Annotated in this window: 19 protein-coding genes; 6 read left to right on the plus strand and 13 right to left on the minus strand. The window is 60.1% G+C overall.

Translation table 11 applies throughout. From position 1 onward, the window contains the following. The first annotated feature begins 21 nt into the window (after positions 1–21). Positions 22–744 (plus strand): pirin family protein, encoded by a 723-nt coding sequence (locus tag HDC32_RS03845; RefSeq protein ID WP_145337494.1) that lies wholly within the window; start codon positions 22–24, stop codon positions 742–744. A gap of 145 nt (positions 745–889) precedes the next feature. Beyond that, positions 890–1,315, plus strand: coding sequence for a phage infection protein (locus HDC32_RS03850; RefSeq protein WP_184742592.1), 426 nt, complete (start codon positions 890–892; stop codon positions 1,313–1,315). A gap of 62 nt (positions 1,316–1,377) precedes the next feature. Here the strand turns inward: HDC32_RS03850 and HDC32_RS32405 are convergent, their stop codons facing one another. Further along, complete coding sequence (locus HDC32_RS32405) at positions 1,378–1,737, minus strand: zinc-binding dehydrogenase (RefSeq protein WP_259242751.1); 360 nt, start codon at positions 1,735–1,737, stop codon at positions 1,378–1,380. A 335-nt stretch (positions 1,738–2,072) separates the two neighbouring features. On the opposite strand from HDC32_RS32405, the gene HDC32_RS03860 reads away from it, so the two are divergent. From HDC32_RS03860 to HDC32_RS03875, 4 genes are all read left to right on the plus strand, one after another. Further along, positions 2,073–2,804 carry a winged helix-turn-helix domain-containing protein gene (locus HDC32_RS03860; RefSeq protein ID WP_184742594.1) on the plus strand — a complete coding sequence of 244 codons (732 nt, stop codon included), beginning with the start codon at positions 2,073–2,075 and terminating at the stop codon, positions 2,802–2,804. Beyond that, positions 2,794–3,498 carry a hypothetical protein gene (locus HDC32_RS03865; RefSeq protein WP_260403573.1) on the plus strand — a complete coding sequence of 235 codons (705 nt, stop codon included), beginning with the start codon at positions 2,794–2,796 and terminating at the stop codon, positions 3,496–3,498. Before HDC32_RS03860 ends, HDC32_RS03865 begins: the two co-directional genes overlap by 11 nt. A 38-nt stretch (positions 3,499–3,536) precedes the next feature. Then, the gene (locus HDC32_RS03870) at positions 3,537–4,184 is read left to right on the plus strand and encodes a winged helix-turn-helix domain-containing protein (protein ID WP_145337491.1); all 648 of its coding nucleotides are present in this window, start codon (positions 3,537–3,539) and stop codon (positions 4,182–4,184) included. Between the two features lie 235 nt (positions 4,185–4,419). Next, complete coding sequence (locus HDC32_RS03875; RefSeq protein ID WP_260403574.1) at positions 4,420–5,811, plus strand: undecaprenyl-phosphate glucose phosphotransferase; 1,392 nt, start codon at positions 4,420–4,422, stop codon at positions 5,809–5,811. 144 nt (positions 5,812–5,955) lie between these two features. On the opposite strand, the gene HDC32_RS03880 is transcribed toward HDC32_RS03875, so the two are convergent. The 12 genes from HDC32_RS03880 to HDC32_RS03935 all read right to left on the minus strand — a co-directional run bounded on the left by HDC32_RS03880 (position 5,956) and on the right by HDC32_RS03935 (position 18,256). Further along, positions 5,956–8,031, minus strand: a complete 2,076-nt coding sequence (locus tag HDC32_RS03880) for a YjbH domain-containing protein (protein WP_184742596.1) — start codon at positions 8,029–8,031, stop codon at positions 5,956–5,958. Then, a complete protein-coding gene (locus HDC32_RS03885; RefSeq protein ID WP_184742598.1) occupies positions 8,028–8,795 on the minus strand; it encodes a capsule biosynthesis GfcC family protein in 768 nt (255 codons plus the stop codon). Before HDC32_RS03885 ends, HDC32_RS03880 begins: the two co-directional genes overlap by 4 nt. Further along, entirely contained in the window at positions 8,792–9,451 is a 660-nt protein-coding gene (locus HDC32_RS03890; RefSeq protein ID WP_306100597.1) for a YjbF family lipoprotein, read from the minus strand. The genes HDC32_RS03885 and HDC32_RS03890 overlap by 4 nt, the downstream gene beginning before the upstream one ends. Positions 9,452–9,463: 12 nt before the next feature. Then, a complete protein-coding gene (locus tag HDC32_RS03895) occupies positions 9,464–10,576 on the minus strand; it encodes a polysaccharide biosynthesis/export family protein (protein ID WP_184742600.1) in 1,113 nt (370 codons plus the stop codon). A gap of 87 nt (positions 10,577–10,663) precedes the next feature. Then, entirely contained in the window at positions 10,664–10,903 is a 240-nt protein-coding gene (locus HDC32_RS03900) for a hypothetical protein (RefSeq protein ID WP_184742602.1), read from the minus strand. Positions 10,904–11,083: 180 nt separating this feature from the next. Beyond that, positions 11,084–12,493, minus strand: a complete 1,410-nt coding sequence (locus HDC32_RS03905) for a mannose-1-phosphate guanylyltransferase/mannose-6-phosphate isomerase (protein ID WP_145337485.1) — start codon at positions 12,491–12,493, stop codon at positions 11,084–11,086. A 23-nt stretch (positions 12,494–12,516) separates the two neighbouring features. Further along, complete coding sequence (locus tag HDC32_RS03910) at positions 12,517–12,975, minus strand: GDP-mannose mannosyl hydrolase (protein ID WP_145337484.1); 459 nt, start codon at positions 12,973–12,975, stop codon at positions 12,517–12,519. Positions 12,976–12,980: 5 nt separating this feature from the next. Beyond that, positions 12,981–14,189: a glycosyltransferase WbuB gene (locus tag HDC32_RS03915; RefSeq protein ID WP_184742604.1), complete on the minus strand. Its 1,209-nt coding sequence runs from the start codon at positions 14,187–14,189 to the stop codon at positions 12,981–12,983. Further along, complete coding sequence (locus tag HDC32_RS03920) at positions 14,189–15,166, minus strand: GDP-L-fucose synthase (protein ID WP_184742606.1); 978 nt, start codon at positions 15,164–15,166, stop codon at positions 14,189–14,191. Before HDC32_RS03920 ends, HDC32_RS03915 begins: the two co-directional genes overlap by 1 nt. 2 nt (positions 15,167–15,168) lie before the next feature. Continuing rightward, positions 15,169–16,290: a GDP-mannose 4,6-dehydratase gene (gene gmd / locus HDC32_RS03925; protein ID WP_145337482.1), complete on the minus strand. Its 1,122-nt coding sequence runs from the start codon at positions 16,288–16,290 to the stop codon at positions 15,169–15,171. Positions 16,291–16,359: 69 nt separating this feature from the next. Continuing rightward, positions 16,360–17,295: a glycosyltransferase family 2 protein gene (locus HDC32_RS03930; RefSeq protein ID WP_145337481.1), complete on the minus strand. Its 936-nt coding sequence runs from the start codon at positions 17,293–17,295 to the stop codon at positions 16,360–16,362. A 1-nt stretch (position 17,296) separates the two neighbouring features. After that, on the minus strand, positions 17,297–18,256 hold the full coding sequence (locus tag HDC32_RS03935) for a nitroreductase family protein (RefSeq protein WP_184742608.1): 960 nt from the start codon (positions 18,254–18,256) through the stop codon (positions 17,297–17,299). Positions 18,257–18,269 lie beyond the last annotated feature (13 nt).

The raw sequence follows: 18,269 nt of genomic DNA on the forward strand, positions 1-18,269 counted from the left end.
CGCTCACTTGAGGACAAGACCATGCTGACCCTTCGCAAAGCTTCCGAACGCGGCGCCGCCAATCACGGTTGGTTGAAGTCGTTCCATACCTTCTCGTTCGCCAACTATTGGAACCCCAATGAACAGGGTTTTTCCGACCTGCTGGTGATCAACGACGACCGCGTCGCGGCCGGCAAAGGCTTCGGCCAGCACCCGCACCGCGACATGGAGATTTTCTCCTATGTGCTTGAAGGCGCCCTGGAACACAAGGACACCCTGGGCACCGGCTCGGTGATCCGCCCCGGCGATGTGCAACTGATGAGCGCCGGCAGCGGCGTGGCCCACAGCGAGTTCAACCACAGCCAGACCCGCGGCGTGCACTTCCTGCAAATCTGGATCGTACCCGCCGTGGCCGGTGCCGAGCCGCGCTATCAACAGGAGCACTTCAGCGCGGCGCAGAAACAAGGGCGCCTGCAACTGATCATCTCGCCGGACGGCACCGACGGCTCCCTGACCGTGCGCCAGGACGCCAGGGTGTACGCCGGGCTGTTCAACGGCGACGAAGCCGCGACCCTCGACCTGCCACCGGATCGCCACGTGTACATCCATGTAGCTCGGGGCAGCGTGGACATCAATGGCCAGCGCTTGCAGGAAGGCGACGGTGCCCGAGTGCGCGATGAGCGGCAAATCCGCCTGAGCCAGGGCCAGGATGCCGAGGTGCTGGTGTTCGACCTGCGTCCCCAGGAATTGCCGCAGATGCCGTGACGAGCACGGCGATGGCCCTTTGAAACGGGCCATCGCTGGCATCGATAGTCACCATCAGCCCAATGAAGTTCTCTTAAAAAATGCAACGCGTAACATCAAACCCATACCAGGCAACACCCAACTAAAACACTCGGAGCACACCATCATGAAACGCCAAATCTTGCTTAGCCTCGCTTTCTCGGTACTCGCTGCAAACGCATTTGCCCACCCTGTTGTTGCTGAAGGCGGCGCGGATCGCCTGATCGAAAATCGTGTTGCTGAAGGTGGCTCGGATCGCCTGCTGGAGCGTCGTGTTGCCGAAGGTGGCTCGGATCGCCTGCTGGAGCGTCGTGTTGCCGAAGGTGGTGCTGATCGCTTGCAGCAACGCGGTATTGTTGAAGGTGGTGCCGACCGCCTGCAAGGCAACCGCGTTGCCGAAGATGGCGCCGACCGCCTGCAAGGCAACCGCGTTGCCGAAGATGGTGCCGACCGCCTGCAAGGCAACCGCGTTGCCGAAGGTGGCGCTGATCGCCTGCAGGAACATGGCCTGGCCGAAGGCGGTGCCGACCGCCTGCTGGACAACCACGCTTAATCCCGCACTGTTCGCGGGGCACCCCAAACCGGCCTGATCAGCCGGTTTTTTTTCGTCTTCGATTAATGCAGCTCGCGATCCACCCACACCACAGCCTTGCCGATCTGTTGCCGCGCTTCGATGCGCTCATGCACCTGCTGCAGCGTTTCCAAGGTGTAATGCCCTTCGATAGCCACCGTCAACGTACCTTCGAGCATCGCCGCAAACACCGCGTTGGCACGCTGTTGTACGGTCACGCCGTCGGCCATATGGTCGGCCAACCGGGGGCGCGTCAAAAACAGATGCACCCACTGCGCGGCGGCCGTGAGATCGCGTTTGCCGCAAGCGACCTGGCCACCCACTGCCGTCGAGGGTCCTGTGCGTGATATTTGGCTCACGGTGTGCCCCCACATGCGCCGTTCGCCGTCGGTAAAGGTGGTCATGGAGTTTCTGGTGCCGTGCAAAGCCGAGGCGCATCCGCCAACCTTCGGGTCGCCCTGCCGGGCGTTTTTCCGGCCTGAGCAGGCAACGCTTAAACCTGCGCCCGTCAAAAAAATCGTTGGAACCAAAATACTTATCGAGCATTAAGAGTTTGCACTAGCATATGTGTAAGTCCGTACGAGCTCTGTGGAACATCCCCCTATTCCCCCCTGCGAACGTAAAAAACAAGTGGCAAATGTTAAAATTTGTCACGTTTTAGCGTAATCAATTCGATTAGTATCTAAACGCTAGCAGTGATTGAACTGACGGCCTTGCATGCCGGAAAAGGGAGTAGGTTATGCATTTTTCCAACGTCCTCGCCATTGCACGGACTCAATCGAAATCGGAGGACTTTCGGGAGCTTTTAGTTCGCACTGTAGCGAATAATTTAAAAGTCGATACACGTTGCTACGGACAACTAATTGACCCCCAGGAAAGCCACGTACATTACCGTGCCATCATTATAGAAATTGATACACCCTCCGCCAGCAATCTAAGCCTGGACATAATAAGAAAGGCGCGAACTGAAAACCCTGACTGCACGATATTCGTCGTCGTCACCTTTGCGTCGACCCTCAGCAAAACAAAATACTACCTGGCCGGCGCCGACTACTGCATCAAGGTGGTCGAAACTTCCCCTGAAAAAAAATTGAATTTGTTTGATGCCTTTCTCAGTGAGAGCGCTCGACTCAATCAGTGCGACCTGGTGCTCGACCAAGATCGCATGTGCCTGTATGGCGATGGGAAAAAGCTGGAAATATCCTTCGTCGAAATGAAAGTACTGGAAGCACTTATTCAGAACCGACTGCTCAGCCATAATGAGATCGCCGGTGTCATGGGGCTTAATACCAAGTACTACGACTCCCGCGCACTGGAAAAGTCCATCAGCCGTTTGCGCAGTAAGATCAAGGCGCACTATGGTGAAAACATCATCCAAAACATTCGCGGTTATGGTTACAAACTCAGTCGGGGCCTTATTTGCGCCAGCCATTTCCACCCCACTCAGGAGGGGTTGAGCCGTGAAGAGTGAAAAAGAGCCCTCCCTACATACCCCCCCTGTCAAGATCATCAGGCAAGCTGTCGTTGACCGCAGTCATGCCTGGTGGGGCAGTGAAATCAGCGTAACGGGTGGCGTAGACCTCGAACAACTTGAAAGTGCCTGCACTAAGGCCTTGCGCTATATCCACCCACCGCGCACAACGCTTAAGGCGGTCAGTCCGGCGACGGGTCATACGCTTTTGCGCATGGGGCAATCGGCCCTGATGAACGACGACATCCTCAAGGCGATCATTCAGGTCACGCGGGCATTGGAATACCACAAACAACCTTTCACCCTCAGTCTCGACAACCCCCTGGACGCCCTGCCCGGTCCGGTGGAACGCCGGGCGATGGTGCGCCAGTTGTATAAGTTGAAAGACCAGAGCGGTATCACGTTGGCCTATAACAATTACAGACTCGATACAAAGCCGGCGGACCTGCTGATCGGCCTTGAGCTCTACGACTATATAAAGATGCCGTTTCCGGATTCCGCCCTGCGGCTCAGCCTCAATACCCGCTCGGATCTGTTCGACCGGCTCTACGACCGCATGCTGGAGCTGATGAGTGCAAGCAGAGTGCGCTTTATCGCCGACCAGGTGGAATTTTCCGACAGCGCCGTGCTGGCTAAAAACTTGCCGTTCGAATACTTTCAGGGCGGCTATTACTCCCCTGCTGACTGCCTTTAACAACTAACAACTGCATCTTCCTGATATGGGTGGCCCCTATGAGCTCTTTCAAGAAACACACTTTCGCTCCAACACTTGCGTCTATCGCACTGCAGGACTTCACGCCCAACGCAGAGTTCTTCCATTACGACGTAAACGCCCCGGAGGCGACGGACCCCGCCGATACAAACCTGGCGTTTTCTCAAACACGGATCACCTCGCGCTTTAATACCTACATTATTACCCACACCCTCAGCTTGCCCTCGCAATCGTTTAACGCCAAGCGGCAAGAATCCAGAATGCCAACCACCAAGGCCCCTGACAGCGCGCCGAATAACCCTACGCGTACTCAGGAGACCAGCGCCGGACGAACGCCACTGTATCCACAGGATTTCTGGCTGCTCACTCAACATGACCGAGCACTGGTCAAAGGTGGTCTGCGCATTTCATTGACCACTATTGAATCGGCGTTGATTAAAAAGATGCTGCACCATGAAGAACGCGTGGTCAGCAAAGAAGAGTTGATCCGCAATATAGGTCGTGAACCTGACTTATACCGCGGATTGGAAATGTGCCTGAGTCGCCTGCAGGAAAAGTTCAAGCGGGTTAATGACGGTGAACGCCTGTTTCGTGCGGTAAGAAACCGTGGTTATTGCCTGACGCAAAAAATCAAAAAGCCGCTTGAGCTTAGTCAGCCACGCCGTTAAACAATAAAAACAATCCAGCACTTAGCACGCACCCTGCCTATTACCACACGCTTCTACCTGCCCTTTTATAACATACAATTCGCCTGCCCCCTTCTGACCTTGTTATAAGTCGTCAGCCACTGCCCCATGCCGTTCATTACTATCAACAGGCACGCGCTTGCGCGTGCCTGTTGTTTATAACAGTTAATCCTAAACACCTGCCACCACGTGCGCGCTCATCACCGGGAGCAGAACTATGCTTAATAACACTAGAATGCATCGCAACCTCACCCCTAGGGGGTTGACGTTCTGGGGGCAATGGACACTCGCATCGAGCTTAGTTGTTGCGCTGTTATTCACGCTGGTCATCTTAAAGACTGGCCAACTGGAGTATTACTACCGCGTCCTGGCCGCCTTTACGATATTAGCCTCTCTCCCGGCGTATACCTTGTGCGGTGTCTACAGCAAGAAAGATGATTATGCCGTAGGCCTTGGACGCTTGTTCATGGGCTGGCTGTTAACCATGGGCATATTGTTTGCCGTGGGTGTAGCGTGTAATGCCAACGCCCTGTTCCCTGTAGAAATTTTATTACTCTGGGCAGCGGTCAGTTACCCGTTATTGGCACTGTGTTACATACCGCTGCACAGCCTGTCCCGGTATTACCACCGCCAACTTCACGAGCGCCAAAAGTCATTGATCGTGGGCACCGGCAAGCTTGCCGTGGACCTGGCCAGAACCCTCTCGCGGCAAAAACGCTCGCCCCTGGTAGGTCTGGTCGGCGGCCGTGCCGAGGCGGCCGAAGATGCGCAAGCGCAGATACTCGGCGAGCTGCAGCAATTACCCCAATTGATCCGGCAACACGGCATCCGCCGGCTCTACATCACCCATTCATTGCAGGACGCCACCCACATTGAGGCGTTGTACCTCAACCTGCTGGAGATCAGCGTGGATGTGATCTGGGTGCCCGACCTCAATAACATGCTGCTGCTCAACCATTGCGTGGCCGAAGTGGATGGGCTGCCGGCGATCTACCTCAACGAAAGCCCGCTGACCAGCCGCCCCACCGCTGCGCTGAGCAAGTCGCTGCTGGACAAGAGCCTGGCGCTGCTGGCTATCATCGCGCTGAGCCCACTGCTGTTGCTGGTCGCCCTGCTGATCAAGCTCACCTCCCCCGGCCCGGTGATCTTCAAACAGGACCGCCACGGCTGGAATGGTGAGGTGATCAAGGTGTGGAAATTCCGCTCCATGCGTGTGCATGACGACCATGAGGTACGCCAGGCCAGTCGCAACGATTCGCGCATTACGCCGGTGGGCCGGTTTATCCGACGTACCTCCATCGATGAATTGCCGCAGCTGTTCAACGTGCTGCAAGGGCACATGGCACTGGTCGGCCCGCGCCCCCATGCGATTGCACACAACGATTACTACTCGGGAAAAATCCGCGCCTACATGGCCCGCCATCGAATCAAACCCGGCATCACCGGCCTGGCTCAGGTCAATGGCTGCCGGGGCGAGACCGAGACCCTGGAGAAGATGCAACAGCGCGTCGACATCGACCTGCGCTACATCAACACCTGGTCGCTGTGGCTGGACATCAAGATCCTGTTGAAGACGCCATTTACGCTGCTGTCCAAGGACATCTACTGATCCCCTACGGGTAGCAGCTGCCGAGCGCAAGCGAGGCTGCGTCAGCGGTGTGCCTGGCAGGCCGCAAACGCAGCCTCGCCGGGGGCTCGAAAGCTGCTACGGATTTGCGCGGTGTTGGATAAGACAGTATCTACAGGGGTGCATCTATTCGGTGATTTTGTCGATGTTCTTGTAGAACAGCTCACTGTCGCGCCCATCGGTCATCGAATGCAGTGAGTAGGCGCGGTTCAAGCGTGCGCCGCCGTCGCGGGTCAGCGGCGCCCATACCAGGTTGGCGCGGCGCATGGTCGACAGGCTCATCAACTCATCGAAGGGAATGGACAGGTAGAGGCCCTTGTCGAAGCTGCCTTCGCCATATTGCTCTGTCGACGCGGTGGTCCGGGTGACCCATGCCCCTATGCGCACGCCATTGGTGAATTGGCGCGACAGGTCCAGGGTCGCGCCCCAGTCCCTGGCCAGGTAGCGGCCGACACTCAAGGCGCCCTGAATGTTGAACGGCAGATCGGTATAGCCGGTGATATGTCCGGTGACGGTGCGGTAATCGCGCAAGCTGAAATCCTGCTCGAAACCGCGCTGGCGCACGTAGTTCAGGTCGGCACCCAATGCCCAGCGTTGGCCCATCGGGCGGTACAGCACTTCACTGCCGACACCGGCATACATCGATTCAAGCAAGCCACCGTAGACCATGCCGTAGAGGTCCTGGTCCAACTGCACCGCATGGTTGAGCTGAAAGGTCGGCAGGGTCACATCGGACGTGGTCATGTACCGGCGCAGGTCAGTTCGTACCCGCGGCAAACCACTGGGGGCATCGTAGGTAAACCCGTCGTAGTTGTTCAGCAGGTTGACGCTGAGCAGGCCGCTCCACCAAGTATTGCGGGTGAAACGATACTCGGCGTCGAGGTCGGCGGACACCTGGTAGAGCAAGCCATCCGGCCCACCGACGTTCTGCTTGTAGCCCAGCCCCACACCGTAGGTGAAGGGTTTGGGCGTCTGGGTGTAGAGCACTGTCTGGCTACGGTTGCTGGCGCGATTGACTTCGACCTGGCGATGCAGGTCCTGCAGGTCCTCGCGGTGGTTGACCACCTCGCGAAAGGTCTCGCGCGGCACACTGGTTTCTTCGATCAGCATGGCGTAGCGCTCGCTCACCAGGGTGAACCAATCGATCTGGTCATTCACGCTGTTATCCAGAATCCGACTGGCGCGGCCCACCGCCTTGGCGCTGTAGAAGTAGCGCTGCTGTTCGCCGTACACCAACAGTTCCGGCCCGCGCTGGGTAATGCGCTGCACGTTGTAGCCGGCATTATCGTGCAGACGCTGGGATACGGCCGCCCAATCCACTTGGTCCATCGGCGTGGTCGGTGCTTTGGCAGGCAGCTTGGGGGCCGGCGGGTCGTAGGTTTTTACCGGTGCCTTGCGGCTGACGAAATTGGTGTGCAGGGTGATGCCGAACATGGCGGTGTTGCCACGCTCCCAGGCGGCACTCACGTCGATGGCGTCGGCCACCTTGTAGACCAGGCCCAGGTTGATCGGCGAGTCCTGGCGAAAGCTGTTGTCCCGAGGCTCGTTCTTGTAGTCGTTACCTTCCACCTCGAGCTTGAGGCTCAGTGGCGCCCAGGGTGTCTGGTAGGCGACACCGCCGAACAAGGAAGGCCGGCCGCGAAAATAACCGTTGGAAAAATTGCCGGAGCCCTCGGCGCTGGGTCGCTCCTTGAAGCGATCATCCAGCGCGCCCAGCGGGTTGTCCAAATCACCGCGACTGCCCAGGTAGCCCCAGGCGATGCCGGCACTGAAATCCAGATCGCCATAGCGTTTGTTAGCCACCAGGTACTCGCTGGAAAACAGCCCGGTGCCGCCCAGGTCCATGAACCCCAGCGCCACCTCCGGCAGCCAATGGCTTTCCTGATACAGGCGCACCTTGGCATCGACCGCCTTGTCCTTGTAACTCTGGCCGCCGCTGAACGACTCGGCGCCATACGGGCGGTTGGTAATCGCGGTGTAGCGAAAGGTGCCTTCGAGCCAGTCCAGGGGCTGCGCGGAAAAACTATATCGACTGTAAGGTTCGGTGCGATTGGCATTCACGCTGAGTTCGCCAGTGGGCGCCATGCGCGCGGTAGGGGTTTGCAGCAGCCCGACGCCGCCAAAATCGCTTTGGGTGTAACGGGGATCGCCGTGCGCGACGCCACAGGGCACCAGCAGCACAGCTGCAATACATAATTTCAAGGCGTGACCTCGGCCAGGGGTTGAGTGGCAAGAAACTCGGCCAATTGCGGGTTCAGGTCGGGGGTGGGCGGGTCCAGGTCATCACTGCGGATAGGCACCAGCAATGTGCTGCCCGGCGCCGGCGGATCACCCTCCTCGCGGTTCCAGGGGGCAATGCCCAGGCGCGTGATGCGGCCGTCGGGCTGGATCAGCCACAGGTAATCGGCATCCGCCTGCGCCGATGACGGGCAGCTGCGCAGGTAATCGCGGGCCGGCTGCAGTGGCTGGAACGCCAGAGTGCAGACGCCGGCGACGGCGCCGAACACACGCACGCTGTCAGGCCGTGGCGGATAAACCAGGCGGTCGCCGTCGCTGACCAGCGGGTTCGGCGCAAACCCCACCTCCACCGCCACCGGGTCCAGCACCGCCACCTGGCGGCCGGTCACCGGCAACGCCTGCACCTGCTCATACAAGCGCACCGCCACCTGGGCCCGGCTTTCGCGCCCGGCCGCCAATGCCGCACGGCGCAACGTGTCCAGGTCAAACAGCACACCGGCCTTGAGCCGTGCCTGGCGCTCCAGCAACGGCTGGTGCAGCCACGCCGCGCCCAGCCAATAGCCCTGGGCATCCGGTTGCGCCGCACCGATCACATCCAGCAAGCGGGTCTCGGGGTGCAGCGTGATCGCGCCGGGATTGCGCACCTGGCCGCTGACCGTCATTGCGGCGTGGCACGCACTGGCGCATCCCCACAACAACAGCAGCGCGCCTAATCGTCGGCCAGTCATCGGGCATCCTTGCGGGTGGGTTGCAGTTGGGTAATGGTCAGGGTCAGGGCGGGCGTGAGGTGCTGCTCGCTCTGCACGACAAAGCCGTTTTCGGGATCGACCCAGTAACGGTTGCGTGCCTGAAAGCCCAGCGCCTCGGACTCGATGTCTTCGTCTACGCGCAGCAAGGCATAGGGTTTATCGAGAATCTCGACGGTCTCGATGCCTTTGCGCCTCATGTGACTGGTGACCACCACGCCCAGGCGATAGCCACCGACCAAGTCGATCTGGCGCGTGCTGCGATAGCCATCCGGCACGTGGTGCAGCCCTTGCTGGAACGGCGACTGGCCCTGCCAGCGCGTGCCATCCAGGTCGGCACCCAGACCGACCGTGCGCACCACCAGGCCATCGCGCACCAGCAACACCTGCTTGCCGGAGGCCACCCAGAATTGCAAGTCGCCGCGCTGGCGAATCAGCGCCATCACCCCTTCACTGGACACCGTGGTGACCTTGATCTGGGGAAACGGCACCGCATCCACCTGTGCTTGGCTCAACTGCAACGGTGCAGGCCCGCCCACGGCTGCCTTGAAGGTATCGAGTGAGGCCGTCATCAGCGGATTACAGCCAGCCAACAGCCACGCCAACCCCGCGTACGTACCGATTTTCAGACTGTTCACGCAGGTACCACCCTATCGGCTGCTGGCTTCGCTCAGGTTGTTCTGGGTGGATGCACCAATGCCGATGATCGACGCGGACGGCACCAGTTGGCTGATAAAGCGGTTCCAGCGCGTGATATTCGCGGGGCCGACAAACACCACATCCTGGGGTTGCACATCAAAGCGCGTGGCCAGGGCCATGGCCGACGGGGATCCGGCTTCCAGCTGGAACACCTTGGCCGGCTCCACATCGATGTTCTGCGCACCACGAATCACGTAGATGGCATCGGCGTTGGAGGTGTTCTGGTTAACCCCGCCCACCGAACCCAGCACGTCGGAGAGGTTCATGCTGCGGGTCTTGAAACTCAGTGCGCGCGGCTGCATCACCTCGCCCATCACGTAGATGCGCTTGCGGTCGTTGTAGGCCAGGTACAGCTGGTCGCCGTCTTTGAGGTAGATGTCGTTCAACCGCGATGGCTCGAGGTTGAGCGTATCGAGGTCGAGGGTGTAGCGCTTGCCGCCACGGGTGAGCGTGAGGTTCGACAGGTCGGCATTAATGGGATCGATTCCGGCGGCACCGAGCGCCTCGGTCAGGTTCATTGCGATGGTGGTGATCGGCACAGGCCCGGCCTTGATCACTGCACCGGTGATCACCACTTTCTGGCTGGCGAAACGCAACACGCTGATATCCACCTGGGGGCTGTCGATGTACTGACGCAGCTTGTCGGTGATTTCACTGCGCAACGCTTCAATGGATCGGCCCTTGGCAACCACTTCGCCCACATAGGGGTAGAACAGATTGCCTTCGGGGCTGACCAGTCGACCGTTGGCATCGATCTGCTGCTGCGGCCCCGAGGGTGCGGTCAGTTCAGGGTGGTCCCATACGGTGATATACAGCGCATCATTAGCGCCAATCAGGTACGGGCCGGGTTTATAACTCAAGAGTTCCGCCGGTATGGAATAAGGCACGCGAGTCGCTGCGTCCATGGCCAATAACTTCGGGGTGATGGGAATTAAATCCACCCGACTATTTTGCGCATCGCCCTCCTGGGTCATGGCCGCCGTGTCCATATATTGACCCGGTGAAAACATGCAGCCTTGCAACAATGCAGCGGCCACAGCCGCCATAGAAAAAATACGCATCATAGTGCTAGGACACTCGCGATAAACGACAAGAAAAAAAGACCACTTGGGCGGGGATTCCAAGCGGTCTTAAAAGCGGAAGATTGACTACTAGTTGCCGGTACCGGTTGTACCGGTTGTACCGGTGGTACCCGTGGTGGTGCCGCCATTGGAGCTGCCGCCACTGCTGGAAACAGCGGCAACACCGGCGATAAGGGCGCTGCCGACCAGCAGGGTTTGCCCTACCGTCACAGTCCCCGCCACCGTTGTATCCAGCCCCAAGGGCAACTCGACGGCCGATGCAGCAGTACTCAATACACTGAGTACCATAACAGCCAGTGCTTTTCTCATATCAGACTCCTTATCTTCAGTGAGCAGGCAAACCGATAGTGCCACTCAACTAAACAGCACACCAGACGGACAACTTCCAAGCGTACCAATTGAAAATAACGTTTTTCCGATGAAGTGCCCGGCGTTCAATGCATCAGGGCTATCAACGTTATTTTAAATGTTATTAATTGTCGGAAAACCTCAGACCCTGCCGTACTTATCTTCAAAGCGCACAATATCGTCCTCGCCCAAATAAGAGCCCGACTGCACCTCGATCAACTCCAACGGAATCACCCCCGGGTTTTCCAGGGCGTGCACCTGGCCGATGGGGATATAGGTCGACTGGTTTTCCGACACCAGGTAAGTCTGTTCGCCATTGGTGACCCGCGCCGTACCGCTGACCACAATCCAGTGCTCGGCGCGGTGGTGGTGCATCTGCACCGACAACTTGGCCCCCGGCTTCACCGTGATGCGCTTGACCTGATAGCGCTGGCCGTTATCCACCGAGTCGTACATGCCCCATGGCCGATACACCTCGCGGTGGTTGAGATGCTCATGGCGCCCGGCCTGCTTGAGCAGGTCGACGATGCCCTTGACCTGCTGCACCTGGTCCTTATGGGCCACCAGCACCGCATCCTTCGTCTCGACAATGATCAGGTCCTGCACCCCCACCGTGGCCACCAGCCGACTGTCGGCGTGAACGTACGTGTCACGGGTGTCCAGGCTCAGCCCATCGCCGCGTATCACATTGCCGCTGGCATCTTTTTCGCTGGCCTCCCACAACGCCGACCACGAGCCGATATCACTCCAGCCGGCCTGCAACGGCACCATCACCGCGTCATGAGTGTTTTCCATCACCGCGTAATCGATGGAATCGTCCGGGCAAGCGGCAAAGGTCGCGGCATGCACGCGGGTGAAGGGTTGATCCTGGCTGCCCCCTTCCAGGGCCACGCGACAGGCCTCGAGGATGGCCGGCTGGAAGCGTTCCAGTTCCTCCAGGTAACGGCTGGCGCGGAACATGAACATGCCGCTGTTCCAGTAATACGCACCGCTGGCCACATACGCCGCAGCGGTGGCGGCGTCGGGTTTCTCGACAAAGCGCTTGACCCGATAACCGCCCTCGCCCGCCGCCGCGCCTTGTTCGATATAGCCGTAGCCGGTATGGGCGCTGGTGGGCGTGATACCGAAAGTCACCAGCTTGCCGTCACGGGCCAGCGGCAACGCCACTTCCAGGCTGGCATGAAACGCAGGGATGTCTTCAATCAAATGGTCCGCCGCCAGCACCAGCAGGATCGGGTCCTGTTGCTCGGCAAGCGCCTTGCACGCCGCCAGCGCGATGGCCGGCGCCGTGTTGCGCCCCACCGGCTCCAACAGGATGCTGGCCTGCTCCATGCCCAACTGGCGCAACTGCTCGGCCACCAGGAAGCGGTGCTGTTCATTGCAGATCAACTGCGGCAGCGCGACGTTGGCGCCTTCCAGCCGCGTGATGGTCTGCTGCAGCATCGACAGGTGCGCGTCGGTCAAGCGCAGGAACTGCTTAGGGTTCAGTTGCCGCGAAAGCGGCCACAGGCGCGACCCCGAACCGCCTGCCATGATCACGGGTAACAACATGAGAGCGTCCTCGGGAGAGAGAGTCAGAAATAGGCGCGAGTGTGTTCATGCACCCGCAGGCTGATGCGCAGTTCATCCTCGGACCACCAGCGGTAATGCTGGTGTTGCTCCGTGGGCGGCTGCAGGGTCTGGCCTTGCGCCAGGTCCAGGCAATAGCTGAGCACCACATAATGGGTGTCCGGCCCGGCCCCGGCGTTGGCAAACACGCTGTCGTCGTAGAAGTGCTCGAACACCCCCCGCAGCCGCGCCTCGGCGCGCTCGAAGGTGTGCCCCAGTTCGTCGTGGGTGATGCGCCGGAATGCGCTGTCGAGGTTTTCGTTTTTCTGGATACGCCCGCCGGGCACGAACCAGAAGCCGTACGCCGGCCGATTGACGCGCAAGCCCAGCAGGACCTCGCCACGGGTATTTCTCACCACCAGGTCGATCGCCACCAGCGGCGTCGACGCCACGACCGTATTGAAGGTCGGTAAATCAAGCCACATACCCATCAGACCTGTGCCAGAAAGCGTTGCAGAATGCGTTCCTTGTCGAGGAACTCCTTGGCGTAGTTCAGCGCCACCTCGTTGCGCGCGGGCAATGCCAGTGCCCGCTCGATCCCTGTGTTCAACGCCGCGACGGATTCCGGTTCAGTCAACACCGCAATGCCGGGGTGTTCCTCGCACAGGCGCCCGAGGGTGGTGTCGGGGTCGGCGGTGATGATGGCGTGGCCGCCCACCGCCAGGATATTGGTCAACTTGGAAGGCAGCACTGCGTCCGCCACCCCGCGCTTCTGGATCACCAGGTGCACATCGGCCGAGGCCAGCAGCGCCGGCAAATCCTCGTAGGGCTGCAACGGCGCAAACAGCACATTGTGCAGGCCATCGCGCTGTACACGCTCGAGCAAGCGTGCCTTGCCGGTGCCCTGGCCGACGATCAGGAACACCAGCTCCGGGCGATCGGCATAGGCCTGGGCGGCGTCGAGGATCAGTTCCAGGCCCTGCTTCTCACCGATATTGCCGGAGTACAACAGCACCTTTTGGCCCGGCGCCACACCCAGGCGTTGCAGCAGCCCGCAGCTGCGAGGCACCTGGCGAAAGCGGGCGGTTTCCGACCAATTGGGAAAGAACAGCAGGCGCTTGCTGCTCACGCCTTTGCCCCGAGCCTTGTCGAGCATGCCGCTGGAAATCGTCGAGACCCGGTCAAAGCGCCGCAACAGCCAGCGTTCAAGCTCAAACGCCAGGCGACGCATAACGGAGCCGCCACCAATGCCGAGGCCGAACATCGCGTCCACCTCGTAGTCCTGGATGTGCAGCACCGAGCGCGCGCCACTGAGCTTGGCCAACAACAGTGCCTGGGGCGCACAAAACAGGGTCGGCACTACCAGGATCACCAGGTCCGGTTTCCAGCGCAACTGCCCCATGACCGCCAGAAACGAACTGGCGGAAAAGCTCATCAGGTGCAGCAAGCGCGTCAACGCCGTGGGCTGGCGTGGCACATACAGTGGGCAACGAATCACCGTCACACCCTCATCCTGCTCGGTGCGAAAGCGCCATGGTGAATACCCATCGCCCACCTGCCACTGCGGGTAATACGGCGGCGCCGTCACCACCCGCACGTCATGCCCCTGGCCCGCCAGCCAGCGTGCCTGTTCACCGCTGTACTTGCCGATGCCGGTGAGCTCCGGGCTGTAGTTGATGCCGTACAGGAGGATCTTCATCAGTGGCCCCGAGGCTGTTCAAGGGCCGCGAGGTAGGCGTTGTAGGCGTCGCGCAGGCCCTCCTCCAGCGGCACATAGGCTTCCCAGCCGAGGGCGTTGATCCGGCTCACATCCAGCAGCTTGCGCGGCGCGCCGTCGGGCTTGCTGGCGTCAAAGCGCAACTGCCCCTTGAAGCCGGTGACCCGCACCAGCGCCTGGGCCAGTTCGGCGATGGTGCAATCCACCCCCGTGCCGACGTTCAAATGCGAACGCATCGGCAGGGTCTGCTCGCGGTAGCGTTCCTGGCTAAGCTCCATCACATGCACACTGGCTGCCGCCATATCATCCACATGCAGGAACTCGCGCCTCGGCTTGCCACTGCCCCAGATCACTACTTCCTCATCGCCGCGCTGGGTCGCTTCATGGAAGCGCCGCAGCAAGGCGGCGATCACATGGCTGTTCTGCGGATGGTAGTTGTCGCCCGGCCCGTACAGGTTGGTCGGCATCACGCTGCGGTAATCGCGGCCATGCTGGCGGTTGTAGCTTTCGCACAGCTTGATCCCGGCGATCTTGGCCACCGCGTAGGGTTCGTTGGTGGGTTCCAGCGCGCCGTCCAACAACACCGCTTCGATCATCGGTTGCGGTGCATGCACCGGGTAGATGCATGACGAGCCCAGGAACAGCAGCTTCTCCACGCCATGGCTGTGGGCGGCGTGGATCACGTTGGCCTGGATCATCAGGTTCTGGTAGATGAAATCGGCCGGGTACGTCGCGTTGGCGTGAATCCCGCCGACCTTGGCGGCCGCCAGGTACACCTGGTCCACACGGTGACTGGCGAAGTACGCCTGCACTGCCGCCGGGTCGAGCAGGTCCAGCTCATCACGGCCGGCGGTGAGCAACTGCGTGTAGCCCAAGGCCCACAGGCGCCGCACGATGGCCGAGCCGACCATGCCGCGATGGCCGGCCACAAAAATCCGCGCATCAAAGTCACGAGCCATGTTCAGTTCTCCACGGCAATCGGTGCATCGTGACCATGGGAGCGCAACAAGGCGTGGCGCTGGGCGATCTTGAGGTCTTCGCGGACCATCTCGGCGCACATTTCCTGGGCGCTGATTTCCGGCACCCAGCCGAGCAGGCGCTTGGCCTTGGCCGGGTCGCCCAACAGCGTCTCGACTTCCGCCGGGCGGAAGTAACGCGGGTCGACGCGCACAATCACATCGCCCACCAGGATGCCCGGCGCCAGGTCGCCGTCGATCTGCTCGACCACCGCCACCTCTTCCACGCCCTCGCCGACAAAGCGCAAATGCAGCCCCAGTTCCGCCGCCGACCAGCGAATAAAGTCGCGCACCGAATACTGCACACCAGTGGCGATCACAAAATCCTCGGGGTGTTCCTGTTGCAGCATCATCCACTGCATGCGCACGTAGTCCTTGGCGTGGCCCCAGTCGCGCAGTGCATCCATGTTGCCCATGTACAGGCACTGTTCCAGGCCCAGGGCGATGTTGCTCAGGGCACGGGTGATCTTGCGCGTCACGAAGGTTTCACCGCGACGCGGCGACTCGTGGTTGAACAGGATGCCGTTGCACGCATACAGCCCATAGGCTTCGCGGAAGTTCACGGTGATCCAGTAGGCGTATAGCTTGGCCACCGCATAGGGCGAACGCGGGTAGAACGGCGTGGTTTCCTTCTGCGGGGTTTCCTGCACCAGCCCGTACAGCTCGGAGGTCGAGGCCTGGTAGAAACGGGTCTTCTTTTCCAGGCCCAGCAGGCGGATCGCCTCAAGGATGCGCAAGGCACCCAGGGCATCCACATCGGCAGTGTATTCCGGCGAATCGAAGCTCACCGCCACGTGGGATTGGGCGCCGAGGTTGTAGATTTCGTCGGGCTGGATCTGCTGGATGATGCGTGTCAGGTTCGACGAGTCCGCCAGGTCGCCATAGTGCAGGATCAGGTTTTTATGCAGGGCCTGCGGGTCCTGGTAAATATGATCGATGCGCTGGGTATTGAACGACGAAGAACGTCGCTTGAGGCCGTGCACGGTATAGCCTTTTTCCAGCAGCAGCTCTGCCAGGTACGAGCCATCCTGACCGGTGATCCCGGTAATAAGCGCGACTTTATTCATGTCTGTCTCCCAATTGATAGGCGAGCGAAGGCCGACACCCAAACTTGGGTGTTTGTTAAAAACGCTCAGTTACTTCGGTGTGGGCAGGTTCAAGTTATGTCCGGTCAACTTTGAGAGTTCCCGGACAATGGCTTCCTTATCGTTTAAGTGCGCAATCGCGGTTTCCAGTTCGAGCACTTTGGCGCCCACCAGAAAGCGGTACCAATAGCCCTGGAGCAGGTGATAGACCAGGCCACTGCGGCCATCGAGAAACCCCAGCTGGATGATGTAGCGCCACAGGAAATACGCGGTGGAACTGAGGGTGAACGGCACGCGGTTGTACACGCGATTCTTGACCAGGCGCTTGGCCTTGGCCTGGAACGAACTCTGCCCGGCATGCAGTTCATCGCGTATCGCAAACAGCCCCAGCCGCGCGTTAAGCACTTCAATCGCTTCGCGGGTGGCGTACTGGTTGTGCTTGTGGGTGAAGAAGGTCAGGTCATGCAGGTTATGGTCGGCAAACCCGCCTTCGAGGGTGATGGTGCGGCCCTCGGCGACCGAGATGTGCTCGTCCATCCAACGGTCCTCAACGCGCCCCTGCCCGGTGCGCCACAGCCGCAGCATTTTCAACGGATAGCGGCCGCCATGGCGCACCCAACGCCCCATGAAGATATGCTTGCGCTTGAAGTTGATGCCGGTGATGTCGCGAGCCAGGGTCGGCAGTCGGGTATTGATCGCGGCGGCAAGGTCGGCCTCGATGATTTCGTCGGCATCCAGGCGCATCGTCCAGTTGCCGGTAATCGGCAGGTGATCCAGCGCCCACTGGAACTGCTTGGCCTGGTTGACGAATACATGCTGCACCACCAGCGCGCCATGGCGCCGGGCGATGTCGCAGGTGTCGTCGGTGGAAAACGAATCGACCACCAGCACTTCGTCGCTGAAGGCCCGTACCGACTCGATGGCCCGGGCGATATGCAGGCTTTCGTTGTAGGTAAGGATGATCACACTGACGGTTTCGCGCTTCATATCAGCCACCGTGCATCTGCAGGACTTCGGTGGTGAGCCGGCGCGGTGAACGCGCGGCCCGGAAGTGGCTTTCCAGGGGCAGTCCCACGGCGATCATCATGATCAACCGCTCGCTGGCCGGGATGGCGCCGATGCCACGGATCTTCTTTTCCACCGAATTGAGGATCGCCAGGTTCAGCGGGCACGCGCCCAGGCCATTGGCGTGGCAGGCCAGCAGCAGGCCCATGGAAAACAACGCACCGTCGACGTATAGCTGGTTGCGCTGCCCCGCGCCGCCCCAGGCGGTGACTTCGGACGTGACCACAAACAGGTTGTCCACCGACTGCGCAAACCCGCGCGAGCCGCCTTGCAGTTCAAGCAACTGCGCGATCACCGCGCGGTCCTGATACACATGCACCCGCGATGACTGACGGTTGCATTGCGAGGGTGACGACTGCGCCAATTCCACCAGGGACGTCAGCAGGCCACTGTCGATCTTGCCGGCCTGGAACATGCGGCAGCTGGAGCGCGATTGCAGGAACGCCTTGGCATCCAGCCCGCCGTTGCCCAGCCACGTCGCCGCGTGCTTGATGCCGCCGCTGCCGGCGGTACCGTCGCGCTTGAGGTGCTCTACATAGGCATCCAGGTAAAACACAAAATCGTCGCTGATACCGAGGGTGCGGTGCAGGTCGAGGTAGCCCTGGAAGGCGCCAAGGGCCATCTCCACCGGCAACGCCGAATACGTGCGGTCGTAGTCGTTGAGCATATGGATGATGCCGTTAATCTTGTCCTTGCCGAACAGCGGCTTGGGTTCCTTGAGGGACAGGCCTTTTTCCACGGTGTGGGTTTCGATGAGGATTTTGTAGAACAGCTTCTTGTTGCGGCTTTCCAGCGGCGAGTAACCGTTGTGGCGAATAAACGTGAGCATGTCGCGAAAAAACTCGCTGACGAAATACATCAACTTCCATGCCTTATCCATCATGCGTTTCACCTGC

The sequence above is a fragment of the Pseudomonas sp. JAI120 genome (genome assembly GCF_014207255.1).
GTDB lineage: Bacteria > Pseudomonadota > Gammaproteobacteria > Pseudomonadales > Pseudomonadaceae > Aquipseudomonas.